The sequence below is a fragment of the uncultured Marinobacter sp. genome (assembly GCF_913055835.1).
Lineage (GTDB): Bacteria > Pseudomonadota > Gammaproteobacteria > Pseudomonadales > Oleiphilaceae > Marinobacter.
In genome coordinates this window covers 45,587-64,242 of record NZ_CAJXKQ010000023.1, presented here as the reverse complement: position 1 = coordinate 64,242, position 18,656 = coordinate 45,587, and the positions used below count along the sequence as shown (strand labels likewise).

Sequence of the window (18,656 nt, the reverse complement as noted above, 5' to 3'; positions counted from 1 at the left end):
ATCAGATCCAGCGCCTTGATGGCCGCGAACGGCAACAACAGGCCACCCAATCCGAAGATCAGAAGGTTGCGGCGCAATAGCTGGGTTGCAGTCGCGGGCTTGAATTGAACGCCTTTCAAAGCGAACGGAATCAGCGCCGGTATAATCAGTGCGTTGAAGATGGTGGCGGCAAGCACCGCACTCATCGGGTTTTCAAGATCCAGCACGTTCAAGGCATCGAGGGCCGGCAGACTCGTCACAAACAATGCTGGCAGGATGGCGAAGTACTTGGCGACGTCATTGGCCAGGGAGAAGGTAGTCAGCGAACCCCTTGTGATCAGCAGCTGTTTACCAATTTCAACAACGGCAAGCAGCTTCCCCGGGTCGGAATCTAGGTCCACCATATTGCCCGCTTCCCGTGCCGCCTGGGTGCCGGAGTTCATGGCCAGGCCAAGATCTGCCTGGGCGAGCGCAGGGGCGTCATTGGTGCCGTCCCCCATCATCGCCACCATGCGGCCCTCGGCCTGCTCTTTGCGGATAATGTCGAGTTTCTGCTCCGGTGTGGCCTCCGCGACGAAATCATCAACGCCTGCCTCTGCTGCGATTGCCGCTGCGGTCACCGGGTTGTCGCCGGTGATCATCACCGTCTTCACGCCCATTTCCCGGAGTTTCGCAAAGCGCTCCTTGATGCCCGATTTGATGACATCCGACAGGGCAATCACCCCCAGGACACGGTTACCCTCAGCAACTACCAGCGGCGTGGCGCCGTTTTTGGCAACCCTGTCGACCAGGTTGTCCGTTTCCTGCGGGTAGTTGCCGCCGTTTTCTGTGACAAACTTCTTAATCGCATCGGTCGCACCTTTGCGAAGAATTCGGCCATCCGGCAGGTCCACACCAGACATTCGGGTGTTGGCGGAGAACTCGATGAACTCGGTTCCTTCAGACGCTTCAGCGTCTGAGCCTTTGTCTCGGGCCAGAGCCACCACCGATTTGCCTTCCGGGGTTGGGTCAGCGAGAGATGTGAGCAGAGCGGCATCTCTCAGTGTGCCAGGTGCCACGCCTCGAACCGGTTCAAAGGCTGTTGCCTTGCGATCACCCAGTGTGATGGTGCCGGTCTTATCGAGCAGGAGCGTGTCGATGGAGCCGGCCACTTCCACGGCTTTGCCGGATTTGGCGATGACGTTGGCACGCATGGCCCGGTCCATTCCGGCAATGCCGATGGCCGGGAGCAGGCCGCCAATGGTTGTGGGAATCAGGCAGACCAACAGGGCAACCAACACCGAATAGGAGGGAGTTGCACCCACAAACCCGCCGAGGGGCACGAGAGTCACAACGACAATCAGGAATACCAGAGTCATGGCAGCCAGCAAGACCGACAAGGCCAGTTCACTGGGTGTCTTCTGACGTTTGGCACCCTCGACCAGGGCAATCATACGGTCCAGCAGTGAATTGCCCGGATCAACGGTGACTTCGATCACGATTTCATCGGATAACACTTTGGTGCCCGCGCTGACACCGCTGTTATCGGTGCGCGCCTCCCTGAGCGCGGGAGCCGATTCCCCGGTCACTGCGGATTCGTTGATGGTTGCAGCACCGGTGACGATTTCGCCGTCGGCAGGGATCAGCTCATTAGGTTTGACCAGCACGCGGTCGCCACGGCGCAAGTCTGTCGCCGCCACTTCCTTTTGCTGATCGCCATCGAGCTTGCGGGCTTTCAGGTCTTTCCGGGTGGCTCTGAGAGCACCTGCTTGGGCCTTGCCGCGAGCTTCCGCTACGGATTCGGCACCGTTGGCGAAAAGTACGGTGAATAACAGGATTCCGCTGATCGCGAAATCCAGGCCGGCGGGCGCACCCTGAGCCAGAGTACTCAGGCCCAGCAGGAACGTGATTACAGTTCCGATACCGACCACCATCATGACCGGATTACGGGCCAGATCTTTTGGGTTCAGCCGCTTGATGGACTGGCCGACAACTGTGCCCAGATCAAGTGAGTCAGTCATTTTAGGGGTTTGCTTGGACATCATCGTTCTCCACTCAGGACATCAGAGCCAGGGCTTCTGCAATCGGGCCAAGAATCAGCACCGGCATAAAGCTCAGCAGGGTAAACATCACAATCACCGCCAGGGTCATCAGCCCGAAGGTGGGCGTGTCGATGGCCAGGCTGCCGCGACCTTCCGGAGCGGAGCGTTTGGCCGCCAGTGACGCGGCAATCGCCAGTGGTGCCAGGATGGGAATGAACCGACCGAGGGCCAGGTTGATGGCACAGGTCACGTTCCACCAAACGGTGTTGTCACCGAGCCCTTCAAAGCCGGAGCCGTTATTGGCAAACGCTGAGGTGTACTCGTAAATGACCTGACTGACGCCGTGGAAGCCGGGATTGGAGTTTCCGGTCAGCACTGGGAAGGCAACGGTGACGGCGCTGAATCCCAGAATCAGCAGAGGCTGGATCAATAGGGCAATACAGACCAATTTCATTTCCCGGGTTTCCAGGGCCTTACCGGCAATTTCCGGTGCTCGGCCGATCATCAGCGAACCCAGGAACGCGGCCAGCAGCAAGAACAGCAGGTAGCCAATCAGCCCGACGCCAATACCGCCAAAGGTGACATTGATGAACATGTCGATCATCGGAATCATGCCGCCGATGGGGTTGAAGCTGTCGTGCATACCGTTCACGGAGCCATTGGACGTTTGGGTGGTCCAGCTCCCCCAGAGTGCGGTTGCGGTCGCACCAAACCGCACTTCCTTACCTTCAAGGTTCGGGCCTTCTGCGGCCAAACCCGAGAAGGCGGCGTTTGGCTGATTCTCCGACCAGATGGCAACAGAGGTGAGTGAAACAGACATCGCAACCATCACGCCCATCACCACCATGGCAAGCCGCCGCCGACCGGTCATGAAGCCAAGGGCAAAGACCAGGGCGGCAGGTATCAGGACGATGGAAACCGTCTGAACAAAGTTGCTAACAGGGGTCGGGTTTTCCAGGGGAACACTGGAATTGGGGCCATACCAGCCACCGCCGTTGGTGCCCACCTGCTTGATGGCCACCATGGGTGCCACGGGGCCGATAGGGATGTTCTGCTCTTCCATTCCGGCAGTCTGGTCCAGGGGAATGGCTGTGCGGGCTCCTTCATAGCTGTTCGGCACACCCTGGGAGGCAATGATCAGCGCAACCACAGCGGCGACCGGCAGCATGACCCGAACAATGGCCCGGGTGATGTCTTCGTAGAAGTTACCGACAGATACCGCGCCATCTCCTGCAGGCTGCTTCTTTTCGTCAGCCCGGCCCAGCAGAGTGCGGACGATAGCCACCAATGCCGCCATGCCCGCCGCCGGTGTGACCACCTGAAGCGTCACGATGCCAAAGGTGTGGGCCAGGTAGCTTAACTGTGCCTGCCCGGAATAATGCTGCTGATTGGTGTTGGTCAGGAACGAGACCGCCGTATGCAGCGCCAGGTCCCAGCTCATACCGTCGATGTTGTCCGGGTTCAGGAAAAGAAAGCCCTGGGCCATCAGCAGGCCGAAGACGATCAGCACCAGCACAAGGTGAAGTTTCAGCAGGGCTTTGCCGTAACCCTGCCAGCTCATCGGCTGGGAAGGATTGACGCCAAACAGTCGGTACAGGCCATTCTCAACTGGCAGGAAGACAGCGCCCGCCGTCCCCCTGGTTCCGTTGAATACGCCCGCGATGTACTTGCCCAGTGGCCACGCCAGCAAGAGCGTGACCGCATAGATAACGATGACCTCGTTCACAGCCGTTCCTCCAGATCAATGAACAGGAAACACAGGCCAAACAGCCCCAGAATGATGCCAATGCCGATCAGTGCCATGGTCAGAACCTCTCGGGCCAGAGCAGGGCGGCAACCAGGTAACCGCCAACTGCAACAGAAACAATTAACAGGAAAGTAGACACGGACAGTCTCCTTCAGTGGGTGTGCTTCCATGGTGCTGGGGCGGGGCGTAAAAATTCGATGACCAAAACAGCGGTGAGGCGTAAAAAAAGCGTTAAAAAATCAGGTTCTGCCCCCACCTAAATCTTTCGTAAAGGTAGACTTCGCGCATTAAAGAGCCGCTCTTCAGAGGTGTTCAATGCTTTTGCTGTCTCGAAATCCCCGTTACCCGTTTTCAGGTTGGCGCCTTCGCAGGGTGTTGCTGGCTGGCTTTCTAGCTCTGGCGTTGGGCGGGTGTAATCAACCGCCAAGTCTCGTCAAGTTGAGCGGCCCGGCACAGGGGACGACCTGGCATGTGACCTTCTGGCAACCGGGCAGCCCAGACGGCGAGGCAATTCGGCAGGACGTCGTTGCAGAACTGGCGCGAGTGGATGCACTGATGTCCAACTACCGATCAGACAGTGTGATTGAGCGTTTTAACCGCGCCGGCGCATCGGAGTTTCTGGAAGTCGGGCCTGAAATCGTAAACCTGATTGCGAAGGCGCGAGAGGTGACCAAGGCCAGTCGTGGGTGCTATGACCTGACGATAAAGCCTGTCTTTGATCTCTGGGGGTTCAGTGGTCAGCAGGTTTCCGTTCCTTCGGAGACTGAGCTGCGTAATCAGCTACAGATCGTTGGCATCGACCATGTAGTCGCAAGGTCCGGCAACACCCTTGCTAAATCCGTTCGCGATCTGCAGGTTGATCTGTCGTCGATCGCTCAGGGATATACCGTAAAAAAAATGGCTGACGTGTTGGAGTCCGCGGGCATCGAACACTATCTGGTGGAACTGGGTGGTGAACTGAAAACCCGAGGCCACAAGCTCGGCGGCGAACCCTGGCGAGTGGCCATTGAGCGTCCAACGCCGGAAGAGCGTTCTATCCATAAGGTGATAACGATCCGAAGTGATACTCCGCTATCGGTTATGACGTCAGGCACCTACCGCCATTACTTCGACGATCAGGGGCAGCGCTACAGCCATGTGTTGGACGCGCGGACAGGTTGGCCGGTTAGCCATTCCACGGTATCCGTGACAGTCATCGATCAAGACCCTACCCGGGCAGATGCCTGGTCCACTGCCTTATTGTGTCTTGGAGCAAGGGAAGGAACGGCAGTCGCTGATCAGCATGATATCGCCGCATTATTCATGGAAGAGAAAAACAACCAACTCAGCGAAACAACGACGGAGGCTTGGCACGTCATTGAGGGGATCACTGTGGATTGAGGCAGGTTCGGTTGCTGATCAACCCACCGGGAACTCGGTTTTCGCATAGCGAACACGGGATTTACGTCGCACTGTCAGGGTATAACCCAAGGTAAGCGGGCCAAGGCGACCGATTAGCATGATGGTCATGACGACCAACTGGCCGGCGGTGCCGAGTTCGCCCGTCGTTCCCCGTGAAAGACCAACGGTGCCGAACGCGGAAACCACCTCAAACGCGATGTCCAGAAACTCATCCTCAACCAGGATACTGAGTGAAATTACGCCCAGGAAGACCACCGCCATCCCGATGGTGGCTGTGGCGAGGGCTTTGAGTACGGTCTCGCTGCTGAGGGAGCGTCTGAAGAAGCTGACGTTCAGATTGCCCCGCAAAAACGAACGGGTTGCGGCAAGCATAATGACGAAAGTCGAGATTTTGATACCACTGGAAGTGGAGTTCGGGGCACCACCGATGAACATGAGAAGCAGCATCAGCACACTGGTGCCGGCGGTTAACGATCCAATATCGAGAGTGTTGAAGCCTGCGGTTCGTGGTGTCACGCCCTGAAACCAGGCGGCCAGGAGCTTGTCCCAGAAACTATCCAGTGCACCAAGAGTCGCTGGATTGCCAAATTCCAGAATGAGGATGGCGCCGGTGGCGAACAGGTTCAGAAGCAAGGTGGCCAGCAGTATGACTTTGACGTAAACCGACAACCGCGACCAGCAGCGCTTATCCAAGAGCTCCATGATGACGATGTAGCCCAGACCGCCTGTGATAAACAGGGCCGTCACGGACAGACTGATACCAGGATGGTCAACGTAAGCCGAAAGGCTGTCTGGCGACAGAGCAAAACCGGCATTGTTAAACGCTGAAATCGTGTAGAACAAGGCCTGGTAGAGACCCTCGGACCACCCCAGCTCCGGGACAAAAAACGCTCCGAGCAATACAATGCCCACGGCTTCTGCCGTCAAGGCAAATACGGCTATCGATCCACTTGCCCGTCTGGCCGTCTGAAGGGAAATCTCGTTGAAAGCTTCCTGTGCAACCATTTGGTGCTGAAGGCTTAGCTTGAAGCCCAAGGCGAGGGCCGTGAGTACCGCGAAGGTCATCAATCCCAGTCCGCCCAGTTGAATCAAGGTTAGAATCACCAACTGTCCAAACAGGGTGTACTGACTCCCAGTATCGACTACAACCAGGCCCGTCACGGTGACTGCCGAGGTTGCCGTGAAGGCCGCTTCCATCCAGGTCACTGGCTCAACGGTCGCAAAGGGCAACTTCAGCAGGCAAGCGCCAAGAGCGATGAGAACCAGAAACGACTCAAGTAGGAGTCTCGGTGGGTTCATGCTTCCTTTTGAGGAAGGCTCGCCTCTGGCACCGTGGGAAACCAGATCCAGAAAATGGATTTTCATAGACGGTTAACCAGGTCCCTCAAGTCTTCGAGTTGGCCACCGAGGATTATCCTGTCGCCTTTTCGGATTTTCCAGGTATGGTCCGGGTGGGAATGCGCTTCCTTCATGCGCTTAACCACCAGAGCTTCAACCGGTTCGCCGTTGATCACCTCTCCGATGGTCTTATCAACGAGGTCTTCTGTGGTGTGAAAATCCACGATGAAATAGTCGTCGTCCAGGCCCAGGTAATCATGCACCATCGGGTAGTTCAGTTCCTGAGAGATCCGGACACCCATTTCGAACTCCGGTGCAATGATTCGGGTCGCTCCCAGCCTTTCCAGAATGCGGTGGTGCTGGTTTGTCAGTGCCTTGGCCCAGACTTTCTTGACTCCAAGTTCCCGCAGTTGCAGCGTGGCGAGCATAGTCGCTTCGACGTTCCTGCCGATGGCCACGACAGCGGCATCGTAGCTGCCGGCGTTCAGTTCAATGAGCGAGTTTTCGTCCGTGACGTCCGCGATCACTGCATGAGTAATTTCATCGGCCAGTCGGTCAACTCGCTGTTCGTCCGAATCAATACCCAGGACTTCGTGGCCGAGGCGTGTTAGTTCGCGCGCGATTGTGGCCCCGAACACGCCAAGGCCAATGATAATGAACTGTTGTTTTTCGATCATGGGTGCGGTTCCGCTATCAATGAATACCTAGCTGACGAAATCTTCTCACACACCCTGGTGTCTGTGCTCTCAGCGCCGTAAAAATACCGTAAAAATTCACTTTGTACCGTCCTAATTCCACCCCGGATGTGATTTCCTTACGCCGTCTGAAGAAAACTTGGTCGAGAGCAGGGCTTGTCGGCGATGGGAGTCTATCGATTAAAACCGGGCTTTTGGGGCCATTTGGTGATTGCGCTGGCTTGGCTTGGGTTTTTGGCTGTGGCGAACAGGCAGGCCTCTCAGCCTGTGACGTCGATATTTCCCTACCTAGCACCCGTCGTCTTTTTTGCATGGGTATACAATGCAAAGTGGGGATTCGTCTTTGCTGGCATTGCCACTCTCGCTGCACTTCCAGGTGATTATGTTGAGACTCACACGAGAGCCGAACTGTTCTACGCAGGGTTTTCAACCTATGCGCAACTGACGGGAGCCGTGATTGGCTGTGTGTTGGCGAAAATCGTACTTGAACGGTATGGGCGATCCTGATGGTAGCTCTATTTAATATCCTGCCTGTCATCCAAATACTTGGCTTTCTGCTGATTCTTCTCAGTTTTTTGATGACCTTGCCCGTGAATATGCTGATGTTAGGCGATACACCGGATTGGCTCGCGTTTGTAAAGTCCGCAAGTATCTGTTTTGGCGTTGGACTGGTCTGCTTTTTCAGTGCTGGTCGAAAGCGCCATGCGTTGAAACAGAGGCAAATGTTCATCCTCACAGTCTCGGCCTGGGTGTTCATTCCGTTATTTTCCAGCCTGCCGTTACTGCTGAGCGATCTAAAACTGAGCGTCACCGACGCTTTTTTCGAGAGTATCTCCGGCGTTACAACCACCGGCTCCACGGTTATGAGTGGTCTCGATAACCTCCCGGGGGACATATTGCTGTGGCGGTCGATCATGCAATGGATGGGTGGCATTGGAATCATTGGTATGGCAGTGGCGATCCTGCCGTTCCTCAGGATCGGTGGTATGCGTCTGTTTGCCACCGAATCGTCCGAGTGGACGGAGAAGGCTGTACCGCGCACCAACCGTTTAGCCCGTGGACTGGTGTTCAGCTACCTCGCGCTGACGTTTGGTTGCATCCTGACCTACTGGGCATTGGGAATGGACCTTTTCAACGCGGTAAATCATGCCCTGACTACTGTCTCTACGGGAGGCTACTCGACGTCAGACAGCTCCATGGGGCAGTTTGACCAGCTCTCCATACTTTTTGCATCAAGCCTGTTTATGATGCTGGGCGGTATCCCTTTCTTTCTCTTTGTCAGGCTACTGAATGGCCAGGTGCAGCCCCTCCTGAGAGATCAACAGATCCACTTTTTTCTTAAGTTCCTTCTGTTGATTGCATGCCTGATTACCATTTATCGAGTAGTGAATGAGGGGACTTTCCCGGTCGATGCTTTCGTTCATGCCTTATTTAACGTGACATCGGTGGTTACCACGACCGGTTATGCCTCCCAGGATTATGCGCTCTGGGGCCCCTTCGTGGTGGTGCTGTTCTTTTTCCTTACATTTGTGGGAGGGTGTTCTGGCTCAACCAGTGGCGGCATGAAGATCTTCCGTTTCCAGTTATCCATGCTGCTACTTCGGGAGCAGGTATTGAGACTGCTCCACCCGAATGCGGTGATCGCAAGACATTACAACGGAAGAATCATCAGCGACGAAATTGTAGCGTCCAGCGTTGCCTTTTCATTCATCTTTCTTGCGACACTGGCTATCGTCGCGGCCATCCTCGCTGCATTGGGGCTAGACCTTGTGACGAGTCTGACTGGAGCCGCTACAGCTCTGGCGAACGTTGGGCCAGGTCTTGGGGACACAATCGGGCCAGCCGGTAATTTCCAGACCTTGCCGGACGCAGCGAAGTGGGTTTTGATGGTAGCCATGTTGCTGGGAAGGCTGGAACTGTTGAGTGTCTTTGTGATGTTCTCTCCGCATTTTTGGCGAAGCTAGAACTCGATTAGCCCCTCTGCTTCAGCCTCGTCTACAAGACACGACATGTTCTGTCTTTCTCCTGTAAGGTTCTTTACATATATGCCGGTGCTAGTCATGAACCAAGAGCTAAATGATAGATATCAAAACCTAGCGGTGGATGCGCTTCATCGCGGCCTTGTTGGATTTAAAATGGTGGATCAGCAAGGTGATATGCATATCTCATCAGCAGAGTTGCTGGAAGCATTTCAAGTCTCGGGAGATATCTTGAGGAGTAACCGAGAACGCGATTGTATTCTAGTTTCGGCTGAATCCGTTTTCACAAACTGCATTTATCTCGCGAGGTGCCTGTACTTTCCGGCTGAGGCCAGAGTTTTGGTGCTGAACGGTGATGAGCACCTGCTGGATGCAGAGGGTCAAGTGGAAAATTTACGGCGAAACATGGGCCATCTGCATGAGTTATTGGACAATCGCTAATAATTTTGACACGGAGAGGCATTTTGCCCGTTATCGAGCTTCCATCTTAAAGACGCGAAGGCAGCAAATTTTCAATCAAAGGGAGCTCCGTGGATAACGAATTGCAGGAAATCCTCGCGGCGGCAAAGAATGTCGCTGTCCGTTTCAAAAAGCTGACTGGGAAGCCTCTAGGGATCACTGGCGAAATTGCAGAGTTCAGCGCAGCTAAGCTACTCGATTTAAAGTTAGCCGAGGCGAGACAAGCTGGTTACGACGCCACTGATCGTGAGGGACGAAAGGTGCAGATAAAGGGCCGGTGTTTACCAGAGAAACCTGACCCTGGTCAAAGGCTGGGATCGATTCGCCTTGACCATGAATGGGACAGCGTCTTGTTGGTTTTGCTGGATGACATGTTTGAAGTAATCGAAATTTGGGAGGCTGAGCGTCCGGCAGTTGAGAGGGCCATCCTGGCGCCTGGCTCAAAAGCACGAAATGAACGTGGTGCTTTGGCAGTGACGAAATTTAAAAAGATAGGGGCCAAGGTGTGGCCAGTGGATAGATAAGTCAAATTTCACGAGGAGTAGTGTGTGAATCCAATACTTCGAGAGTCAATAGCAAAGCTGTCCGTCGTGGCCAATGTCTCGGCAGGATTGGCTCACCCCGTCGATGAGGCAAGAGCAAAGGAGTTGTTCAAAGCTCTCCATCAGCAGGGGATTCCGCTGTCTATGGACGATGTTTATACCTTGGCAATCGAGAACCAGTGGAGTGACCGTCACGCTACCGATTTAGCTAAGCTAGCAGATAAGATTGGCTCGGGTGGACGGGTTCAAATCAAACATCCGAAAGGGTGGGGAGAGCCCACTGTAAAAAGAATCATCGCTGAGTTGAAAGAAAGCTAACCAATGCAGCGTTGCACTGAGGTCATTCGGAGATCACATCAAGGTTGCTATGGGTAATTATTACGTCTACGTCTACATCGACCCTCGGAATTTCGAGGAGTTTTATTATGGAAAAGGAAAGGGCTCCCGGAAGTACGCCCATGTGAATGATGACTCGGATAGCGAGAAGACCAGACGGATTAAGGCGATCAGGAAAGAAGGGCTAGAGCCGATCATTCGGGTGATTGCTCGTAATCTGTCCGAGCACGATGCGCTGCTAGTTGAGAAGACGCTTCTTTGGAAACTGGGTAAGCAGCTGACAAATGTTTCCTCCGGCCACTACGCTGACAAATTCCGGCCTCACGATTCGTTGCACAAGTATCTTTCCGGGTTCGATTTTCAGAATGGGCTTTACTATTACAACGTTGGGGAAGGCTTTCATCGCAACTGGGATGATTATGTCGAGTACGGATTTATCTCGGCAGGTCAGGCGCCGCGCTTTCGTGATGCTATTCAGGGGCTTCAAGTTGGGGACTTCGTGGCGGCTTATTTAAAAGGTCATGGATTCGTTGGGGTCGGGCAAGTTACCCAGAGTGCAAAGCCTGTTCGCGATGTCCTGGTTGGAAATATTCCGCTTCTTCAGAAAGAACTGGTCTGCCCAAATATCGCTGAGAATTCGAATGATCTGGACAATTCGGAGTATGTCGCGCTCGTTGATTGGGTGAGGGCTGTCCCTCGAAGTAATGCGAAGTGGAAGCCAAAGAGTGGATTGTTTACCTCTCAGTTGGTCAGGGCTTCGCTGGATGGCCAGCCACAAACGGTAAAATATTTAGAGCAGGAGTTTGATGTCGATTTCTCCGAACTCCTGCAATAAACCTTAGTGAGGGACGCGGCTCGCACCATATCGCTCGGTGGTGCGAGCCCCACAACAGCTGTTCAGCGGATGCCCTCATCAACCAGCGTCTCTTTCCAGTCTTCGGCATGGGTGGGGAGCAGGGCCTTGAGTGCTTCCAGGTTGTCGCCGTGGATGATCAGGTTGTTGTCCAACGAGGGCTTTTGGCCCTTAGCGGGCAGGGATTTGTCCGAAATCACCTTCAGCTCGCGAAATGGCACCCCAAGGTGGTGGGAGTAGACAAATTGCTTGCCCTTGAATTCAAGCGTTGGCATTAAATGCTCCTGATCCAGTCAAAGCACGCCTTGAAGGCGGGCATCTGTTGTTCAATCTCGGCTGCGCTTAGCGCTCGAAGTGTGTCTTCTTGCACTGCAATGGCGTCTTCACCCTTCTGGTCAGCTTTTGTGACTTGTTCGATACAGCCCTCCAGCCAGACCCACACGCCGCTGTACTTTAATGTTTCATGGCTACTCAGGGCAATTGGCTTGCCATCCTCGTTGGCTGCATAAGAGGCCCAGGCATCGGCTGCCGACCAGCCGGACTTTTTGTCATTCTGCGGGAGTCCGTTGCCGTTGAGTGAAAAACCTTGCTCTTGTCTCAAACCTTCCAGAACGTGCTTTGCGGCCTGAATGTCTTCTCCATTTCGCTCCAGAAGGCCGCTACTGCGGGCGTGAGTGTAGGCAAAGTCCAAGTCGGCAACGGCACAGGCCTTTATGCCCATGGCAGAGAGCACAGTCATCGCCTTGGGGATGTCTGCACAGGAGCCCAAAGACACAAAAGTAATGTGGTCAAGCTCTGCTGCTTGCCCATAAAGCCGCTCGTAAGCTAGAGGAAGCAATCGACGGTCCGTTTTGCCCTCACAAATGACCACCCGATCTGCAAAGTAGATTTCAGTCAGGTTACCGAGCTCGAACAGCGTGCGTGATTGACTTGGCCCTCCTTCGATCGCTTCCTCGACAGCTTGGCGTAACGGCTTGCGAACACTTGCGCCGTTCTCAGCGGTTTTTCCAACAATGACCGTATCTGCGGCATTTTCTCGACTTAGCATCATCGGAGAGTGAGTGGAAAAAACGACTTGAAAACCGGCGCCAGATAAGTGCGACAACGCCTGCCGCAATCGCCGGACTCCCTGAGGGTGCAAGTATAGTTCTGGCTCGTCGATTAGGAGCAGTCGCCGCGATGGGCTATCTTCATTGCCCTTCCGGGTATCCGCCAAATAGCGAATCAGGGCCATTTGGATGGCCCGTTGAGTGCCAGTGCCCATTTGATCGAAGCGCCTTCTATCGCCTGTGATCTTGTCTGTGACGTGGAGATCGCCAGCTTTGAAAAATTCTTTTACGTCTACAACTTGAAGATCCAGATCAAGGGCTAGACCTGGGAAAAAGTGCGTCAGCGCGTCGGTTGCATCGGAATCGAACTGCTGAAGGTGGTCCGATCGGTTATCGCCGTCGGAGGCCAAAACATGGCGTATTGTTTCCAGTGCCGAACTGACCTCTGCATGGGCTTCTAATAGTGGGCCCATGATTTCATCGAGTAGGCTTTTGATCGTCGTGCCAGCCTTAGCCTTGCCAAGATCTTCCCCGATGTCGTGCATTGCCTGGACCACCAGTGGCTCTGGGAGTAGGGCCGATACGGCCTGCGGTAGTCCAGTTGGATAGTTGCGCCAGTGATCCGGATTGTCAGTATCCGTACATTGCTCTGTATCCCAAACCTGTTTGTCGATGCCTTTTGCTGTGGTTCCGTCTGCAACAACGCGAATCCATAAGCGGCCGCCCTTGCAATACGGGGCGATGGCCTTGCGGTGTTTATCCTCCGGTATTCGGTTTAAAACGGCTTCGCTGATCCCATCGATACATGCAGAGATTTCTACCGGCTTGTCGGGGTCGTGGAAGTCCTGTTTCGATAGTGCTGTTGGCTTCAAAACCCATTCAATGGCCTTGAGGATAGTAGACTTCCCCGTATTGTTTTGACCCACCAATGGGGTATAGCCCTCAAGAGGCAGAGCAATACTCTGGCACGCTCGAAAGTTACTAATTGTCAGATGGCTAAGGCGGTGCATACAGGTCCCTTGTCTCTTTGCATTGAAAAAGTGCGGTTTTGCTCAATGCCTGGTGGGCTGTGGCGAATAAATTCAGCAAGAAGGTGCTGGGCGTTGGATGCCGCTAGCAGATTAAATTCCGGCGTGTCGCCTGCCAGGTGTTATCTTATTTAACTCTGCGCGATGATACTCGATAGGTAAGTTGTCGAATACTAAGCAGAAACATAGCCTTTGAGATCGGGCAAGGCAAAGTCTAATGAGTGAAGGTGGTTTTTTTGAAGAATCTCGGCATTGATCAGGATACCGGCGACATCTACATCGGCAGTAGTGATCGTCGTCCGGACCTACCCCAGCAAGTTCCCGTTTTTCCAGTGAAAGTTTGGGGAGAGCTCGCTGACGCTATTTCTGGGCCGGAAATCGATGCGGCTTTTATTTCGGATCATGTGTTCCAAGAGCTGTCTTTTGATCCGGTGTCTCAGATACGACGGGGCTACGTTTGGCGAAAAATGGGTTCACAACCACAGAACTGGGGGCATCCTCCTCGGCAAGATGCCAGGCTGATTACGTTCCAGTATCAGGGGTTCCTCGGTATTTTGGGGGGCAAGTTACCAAGTCAAGTCATGTTTACCTTTGGCAGCCAGTCGAACTTCACGATCGGAGAACTGGTTCATTTTGAGCCGGACGCGATTGGCCAGGAACTGCTTACGATAAAGATGAGGCCGCAGTTTGGGTTTCTTCCGCACATAAAAGATGGCGTTCTCAGCAAAGAAGACCAACGCCGCGTCGAATCGGCCCTGGACGATGTCGTCCAGGGCTTCCGTTCATCTCCGCCAGCTTCAGTTATAGACCGATGCCGTGACGCTTTGACGGTGTTCTTGTCGATAGAGCTCCAGATAAGCGGTAAGGACTTGGGCTACCTGATAAAAAAGTATGATGCCGTGAAAGAGACAAGAACTGTGGTCGCTAGTCTTGCTCACACGGTGGGCAGATTGCACGCAAGGGGCAAGCCCGCTGAGACGAAATTTCCGCCCGTTTCGGATCGGCAAGCAGAGCTGGCGGTGGCTTCAGTGTCTGAGGTGTTGGTATCGCTTCGCTGGGCAACATGGTCTCAGGCGGCAATATAAGTCCTTAATGGAGCCCTTGTGATAGCGCTGCCACCTGAAATTCTTAAGCCCAGTGATTCAATTGGTTACTTCACGATCGATTGGATCAATGCTCCTGCGCCATTTCGTTTTGAATCAGGATTCCTATTTCCTCAAATGGGTCAAGGCGCAGTCTGCTGCAGGTTTCAATGTACCGATCGATATAGTTTCTGAGGCCGTCTGTGTTGGTTAAAATGAAATTCATAAAGCCTTGTTTGCCCTCGTTTGCCGGACGAATCTCCGTGAGGTTTAAATAAAGAGGGCCTATGGAACTGGTTTCCTCGATCCAGGAAGGATTTCTTCCAGCTTGACTGATTACGTAAATTGCCTTCACCTCAGGTAGGGTGAGTTGGTCTAGGAAATGGTTCAGGTTCACGGTGGGGTCTCTGTCACGTCCTGTTTCACTGACAATGGCTTCCACGCTCTCGACTATTATTTTAAGGGAAGCTGTTGCAGATTCCGCTTGGCTCTTGTGGTTCACGAGTTCGACCCTTTCTCTTCGTTGAGTTGAGCCATCATGATGCCACAGAATTGCGTTGTGTTTCGCAGGGTAGGCCCTGTCCGGTATCCACTGGCTGCCACTGCCGTCCATTGGGCCCACCGAAATAATTAGAGGCCCCAGCCTCTGGTTGCTCCATGGGTCATATCACGTTCGACTTGCTTTTCCAGCAGCCAAGCGTGCACCTCGGCATCAATCCAGCCGACGGCTCTGCCGCCAAGGTAGATAGGCCGTGGAAACGTGCCCGCATCAACATATTTGTACAGTGTGGACCTGGCCAGTCCGGTTTTATCTTGCACTTCCGCTAGCCTAAGTACCCTCATGTATGCACTCCTTCAGATATTCATAGGATGTCTCCGTTAGTCGGTGAATCCGGTGTCGTTGGCAAACAGGGGAGTGAGGCGACCGCGTAGTGGTTGACCCGGTCGCCGTATTTACATCTCTTGGCGCCCATACAAGTCCGAGACGTTCATGAGCGATACGTTGAATTCCTGACGCGCTACTCTGACCTGTAACTTCCGCTTGAGTCATCCCAGAAGTGGACCAGTGGATTGTGGTCCTGCCGGATCTCATCATGTCCTTCAATTGAGCCAGGTGACGCTTCGGTGTCCAGGCCTGTGAAGATCGCCCGCATGTCGCCGAAGGATTCAACCAGCCTCAACCCTCGCATTTGTCTTGCGGCTGCCAGGAACCAGGACCTTGCAGACGTATTCACTTTTGGTTTCATTGAATAGCGTGTAGCGCTGATAATTTTATTTCTAAGATCCTGATCCTCGCCAGCCAGTCGTCGAGAGTTGACGATTGGTAGGTAGTGAGCCTGCAGGGCTTGTTGCCATTCTTCCGCCCATTGAAGTTCAGAGACGTAGTTGACTCCGGCATGCATCGATGGGCTGACGCGAAGAAGGCAGTGGAAATGGGGGTGTGTTGACATGTAGTTGAGGCCCCCATCAACTAGGAAGCTTTCGGTTACCTCCACAAACCGAATGCCGCCCTGAACATGCCGTTTCCAGAAGTCCCGGTTCATCAAACGCCGGAAAGCCTGATTCATGTGTTCGACAGTTGCCCTCAGGTTGCTGACGTCGCAGTTGCGGACGGTCAATGTCAGATAAATCCACTTGTCCTGCAAGAGAGAAGGGTTCTGATCCAAGGTTCGATGGAGCTTACTGCAGTACCTCAAGGATTTCCGCCATTGGCAGATTGGGCAGCTACGATGCTTGCAGTACCAAGTGTCGAAGAAAGTGCCGTAGGCCTCGTCTGAATACGTTCTCAAGCGATTGGCGCACTCGAGGATACGCATGCCATCGCGGAGTGTGTTGCTGTCGGCTAAGAAGTGTCCAGCAACCTCCTGAGCTGATAGTTTCAGTTGGCTCAGGTATTCCAGAGTTGTGCCTTCGTGGTGATCGTTATTCATGTCGTTAGTCTCCATTTTCAGGGTTTTGGCGTTTTCAGATTTATCTGCTGAGCACGCAGAATTCGGCCCGGTATCGGACCAATTTGCCGAGGGTTGCCCCGGATTCTTGAAGATCAGGAGGTATTGAGGGAGTGGTTTGTGATCTAGAGAAGTTGTCTATTACTTAAATAATAAGAGGGGGTTATGCAGCTTCTGGCAGGGTGTTAGGTCTTTCAGGCGCTTGCTCAGTAGCAGCGGAAGCACAGCACTTCGTTAACCACTGTTTCACCTCTGCTTCTATCCAGCCTACGGCCGATCCAGTCAGGGGAACGGGACGCGGAAAATCTCTCTCATTGATGTACTTGTACACGGTGGCCCTGGCTAACCCTGTTAGTGCCATGACCTGCCTGATTCGTAGAATCCTGAGGTCTATTTCGCAAGTCCCATCCTCAATGATGGTGACTGCCCAGGGAGTAACGTGGTTCGAGCCTTCGGGAACTTGATCGCGGTCGCGGATGCGTTCGGCGATCCACCGATTTATCGCGGTAGCGTTCCAGCCTACGGACATGCCACCAAGGGTGGTGGCGGACGGAAACTTGCCGAGGCGTGAATACTTATACAGGGATGAGCGACCGAGGCCTGTTGTGTGGATGGCGTCTCTTAGCCGTAAAATTCGCATGGGTGGTTCTCCGGATGGTTACGTTCAAACCATTCGGAGAACCCTGTAGAACTTAATAGACGGTGCGTGGCGGGTGTCGATTCCCGGGTCTTTTAGCGACAGGATCTCAACTCAGATACCGCTATTTTCCTCCAACTTCTCGATTTTCGTCTCCTTATCCGGTTCGCTATGGTCTTGCGCGACTATTAGGTATCGATCCGTTGAAGGCTCCCGAGAGATCTGCGCCAATTCAAGCGAAGTTAATCGTGTAGCGTCGATTCCGAGTTGCCGAATAAGAAGAATCAGTTCGTCTGCCACAGTGCTTGCCATACTCAGGACCAGCCTGATCAGCATTGGCTTGTTCTTCCAAGTGGGAAAGGTGGTTGTCTTCTTATGTTGTAGGTTTAGGGGTAGCAACTCTTTGTAGAGGCTTCGAAGCTCTGTGGTAGTCATCGAGACTTTGCCCTTGGTCACTTTGACATGTATCCGCGAAAGAGCGTTGTCACAAGCAATTTGATCCACCACTGATTGGAGTGCGAACCGCAGGCCTGGGTTGCTTACCTCTCCGAAAAAACCCTCCACTAGTGAAAAATCCAGTTTCGCAGATTGTTTGATCGGAGGAGCGCATAGATTTTTCAGCGCCAACCGCGTCGCTTGCCGCCGGCTCAATCGCCCGCTAGCTCTTTCCACATATTTTTTTCTTTCGACTTTGAGTTTGCTGAAGAGCTCAAACATTCCGCAAACAATTTCGCCAGACGCAAGGGTTACCACCATCGGTTTTAAAACTGTTCGGTGTTCTGACGGTTTGAGAAATTGGTGGTCCAGGTTGAGCCAATAAACGGTAGTGGTCTTTCCTAAAATCCGCCCACTGGTTGTGCCTGGTATTGCCGAGAGCAAAACCTTTAGTCTTCGTAGCTTACTGATTTGGAGGTTTATCCTCTGGGCCGTCATCCCAGTGTAAGTGCTGAGCTTTTTCACGCCGAGGCCGCGGACTGCACCGCATTCATTGGCGAAACTAAAAAGGGCTATCAGAAAAACAATGTTGGCAGGCGAGAGCGATTGGGAATCTGCGTCGGCATCGGATGTTCGACAGGCTAGGAGCCTGTGAACGGATTCCAGATGAAGAACGCGCCCGGGATGCGTAGGTGTCAGGTTGCGCAACATCTCCGTGGTCGCCGCCGAGATGTCGATAAATCGTTTCGGGCGCCCCCTCTGACCGAAACGGTAATCGGGTTCAATATGGCCCGTATCGATCAGCTCGTTAATCACTTTACCGGCTCTCGCCGGAGGCATAGCCAGGTCAAGAGCGCAATCTTGAACGCTAAGTTGCAAAGGAAACGAGTCCCCATTTTCCAACCACAGCTTCATCAACGCATATCGCGCCTGGGGTGATAGTCCAGAGAGGTGAGACAACAGCGTAGTAAGTGACATTCAGACAAGGTAGTACACCTCACTGTCACTGTCGATGAATAAAAACGCAAAATTACCACTGTATATTTCGTTATATATTTGACACCATTTCTTAGTTGCGCGACTTAGTGATACAACTAAGTCGCGCAACTAAGTCATACCCATAAAA

At 53.5% G+C, this 18,656-nt stretch carries 19 protein-coding genes; 7 read left to right on the top strand and 12 right to left on the bottom strand.

All coding sequences use genetic code 11. The features are described 5' to 3' along the window. From kdpB to kdpF, 3 genes are all read right to left on the bottom strand, one after another. On the bottom strand, nt 1–1,979 hold a 1,979-nt coding region (gene kdpB, locus QZ534_RS13075; protein ID WP_296934958.1), incomplete at its 3' end, for a potassium-transporting ATPase subunit KdpB. Between the two features lie 34 nt (nt 1,980–2,013). After that, the gene (gene kdpA, locus QZ534_RS13070; protein ID WP_296934956.1) at nt 2,014–3,726 is read right to left on the bottom strand and encodes a potassium-transporting ATPase subunit KdpA; all 1,713 of its coding nucleotides are present in this window, start codon (nt 3,724–3,726) and stop codon (nt 2,014–2,016) included. Nucleotides 3,727–3,805: 79 nt separating this feature from the next. Next, nucleotides 3,806–3,886, bottom strand: a complete 81-nt coding sequence (kdpF, locus tag QZ534_RS18900) for a K(+)-transporting ATPase subunit F (protein ID WP_366935821.1) — start codon at nt 3,884–3,886, stop codon at nt 3,806–3,808. Between the two features lie 176 nt (nt 3,887–4,062). On the opposite strand from kdpF, the gene QZ534_RS13065 reads away from it, so the two are divergent. After that, nucleotides 4,063–5,127 carry an FAD:protein FMN transferase gene (locus tag QZ534_RS13065; protein WP_296934955.1) on the top strand — a complete coding sequence of 355 codons (1,065 nt, stop codon included), beginning with the start codon at nt 4,063–4,065 and terminating at the stop codon, nt 5,125–5,127. Nucleotides 5,128–5,145: 18 nt separating this feature from the next. On the opposite strand, the gene QZ534_RS13060 is transcribed toward QZ534_RS13065, so the two are convergent. Continuing rightward, complete coding sequence (locus QZ534_RS13060; protein WP_296934953.1) at nt 5,146–6,513, bottom strand: potassium transporter TrkG; 1,368 nt, start codon at nt 6,511–6,513, stop codon at nt 5,146–5,148. After that, complete coding sequence (locus QZ534_RS13055; protein ID WP_296934952.1) at nt 6,510–7,163, bottom strand: TrkA family potassium uptake protein; 654 nt, start codon at nt 7,161–7,163, stop codon at nt 6,510–6,512. The genes QZ534_RS13060 and QZ534_RS13055 overlap by 4 nt, the downstream gene beginning before the upstream one ends. 524 nt (nt 7,164–7,687) lie before the next feature. On the opposite strand from QZ534_RS13055, the gene QZ534_RS13050 reads away from it, so the two are divergent. The 5 genes from QZ534_RS13050 (at nt 7,688) to QZ534_RS13030 (ending at nt 11,332) form a co-directional block, all read left to right on the top strand. Continuing rightward, complete coding sequence (locus QZ534_RS13050) at nt 7,688–9,145, top strand: TrkH family potassium uptake protein (protein WP_296934951.1); 1,458 nt, start codon at nt 7,688–7,690, stop codon at nt 9,143–9,145. A 96-nt stretch (nt 9,146–9,241) separates the two neighbouring features. After that, nucleotides 9,242–9,601 carry a hypothetical protein gene (locus QZ534_RS13045; RefSeq protein WP_296934950.1) on the top strand — a complete coding sequence of 120 codons (360 nt, stop codon included), beginning with the start codon at nt 9,242–9,244 and terminating at the stop codon, nt 9,599–9,601. Between the two features lie 89 nt (nt 9,602–9,690). Beyond that, nucleotides 9,691–10,143 carry a hypothetical protein gene (locus QZ534_RS13040; protein ID WP_296934949.1) on the top strand — a complete coding sequence of 151 codons (453 nt, stop codon included), beginning with the start codon at nt 9,691–9,693 and terminating at the stop codon, nt 10,141–10,143. Between the two features lie 24 nt (nt 10,144–10,167). Next, the gene (locus tag QZ534_RS13035) at nt 10,168–10,479 is read left to right on the top strand and encodes a DUF1889 family protein (RefSeq protein ID WP_296934948.1); all 312 of its coding nucleotides are present in this window, start codon (nt 10,168–10,170) and stop codon (nt 10,477–10,479) included. Nucleotides 10,480–10,528: 49 nt separating this feature from the next. After that, the gene (locus tag QZ534_RS13030; protein WP_296934946.1) at nt 10,529–11,332 is read left to right on the top strand and encodes a GIY-YIG nuclease family protein; all 804 of its coding nucleotides are present in this window, start codon (nt 10,529–10,531) and stop codon (nt 11,330–11,332) included. A gap of 62 nt (nt 11,333–11,394) precedes the next feature. Here the strand turns inward: QZ534_RS13030 and QZ534_RS13025 are convergent, their stop codons facing one another. Both QZ534_RS13025 and QZ534_RS13020 read right to left on the bottom strand, forming a co-directional pair. Then, nucleotides 11,395–11,625, bottom strand: a complete 231-nt coding sequence (locus QZ534_RS13025) for a hypothetical protein (RefSeq protein WP_296934943.1) — start codon at nt 11,623–11,625, stop codon at nt 11,395–11,397. Continuing rightward, nucleotides 11,625–13,409 (bottom strand): AAA family ATPase, encoded by a 1,785-nt coding sequence (locus tag QZ534_RS13020; RefSeq protein ID WP_296934941.1) that lies wholly within the window; start codon nt 13,407–13,409, stop codon nt 11,625–11,627. The genes QZ534_RS13025 and QZ534_RS13020 overlap by 1 nt, the downstream gene beginning before the upstream one ends. A gap of 245 nt (nt 13,410–13,654) precedes the next feature. On the opposite strand from QZ534_RS13020, the gene QZ534_RS13015 reads away from it, so the two are divergent. Next, nucleotides 13,655–14,512: a hypothetical protein gene (locus QZ534_RS13015; protein WP_296934962.1), complete on the top strand. Its 858-nt coding sequence runs from the start codon at nt 13,655–13,657 to the stop codon at nt 14,510–14,512. An 85-nt stretch (nt 14,513–14,597) separates the two neighbouring features. On the opposite strand, the gene QZ534_RS13010 is transcribed toward QZ534_RS13015, so the two are convergent. From QZ534_RS13010 to QZ534_RS12990, 5 genes are all read right to left on the bottom strand, one after another. After that, complete coding sequence (locus QZ534_RS13010; RefSeq protein WP_296934939.1) at nt 14,598–15,122, bottom strand: hypothetical protein; 525 nt, start codon at nt 15,120–15,122, stop codon at nt 14,598–14,600. Between the two features lie 17 nt (nt 15,123–15,139). Beyond that, a complete protein-coding gene (locus QZ534_RS13005; protein WP_296934936.1) occupies nt 15,140–15,352 on the bottom strand; it encodes an AlpA family transcriptional regulator in 213 nt (70 codons plus the stop codon). A 176-nt stretch (nt 15,353–15,528) separates the two neighbouring features. Then, a complete protein-coding gene (locus QZ534_RS13000; protein ID WP_296934934.1) occupies nt 15,529–16,440 on the bottom strand; it encodes a protein rep in 912 nt (303 codons plus the stop codon). A 181-nt stretch (nt 16,441–16,621) separates the two neighbouring features. Next, nucleotides 16,622–17,098: an AlpA family phage regulatory protein gene (locus QZ534_RS12995; protein WP_296934933.1), complete on the bottom strand. Its 477-nt coding sequence runs from the start codon at nt 17,096–17,098 to the stop codon at nt 16,622–16,624. A 111-nt stretch (nt 17,099–17,209) separates the two neighbouring features. After that, a complete protein-coding gene (locus QZ534_RS12990) occupies nt 17,210–18,445 on the bottom strand; it encodes a hypothetical protein (protein WP_296934932.1) in 1,236 nt (411 codons plus the stop codon). Between the last annotated feature and the right edge of the window lie 211 nt (nt 18,446–18,656).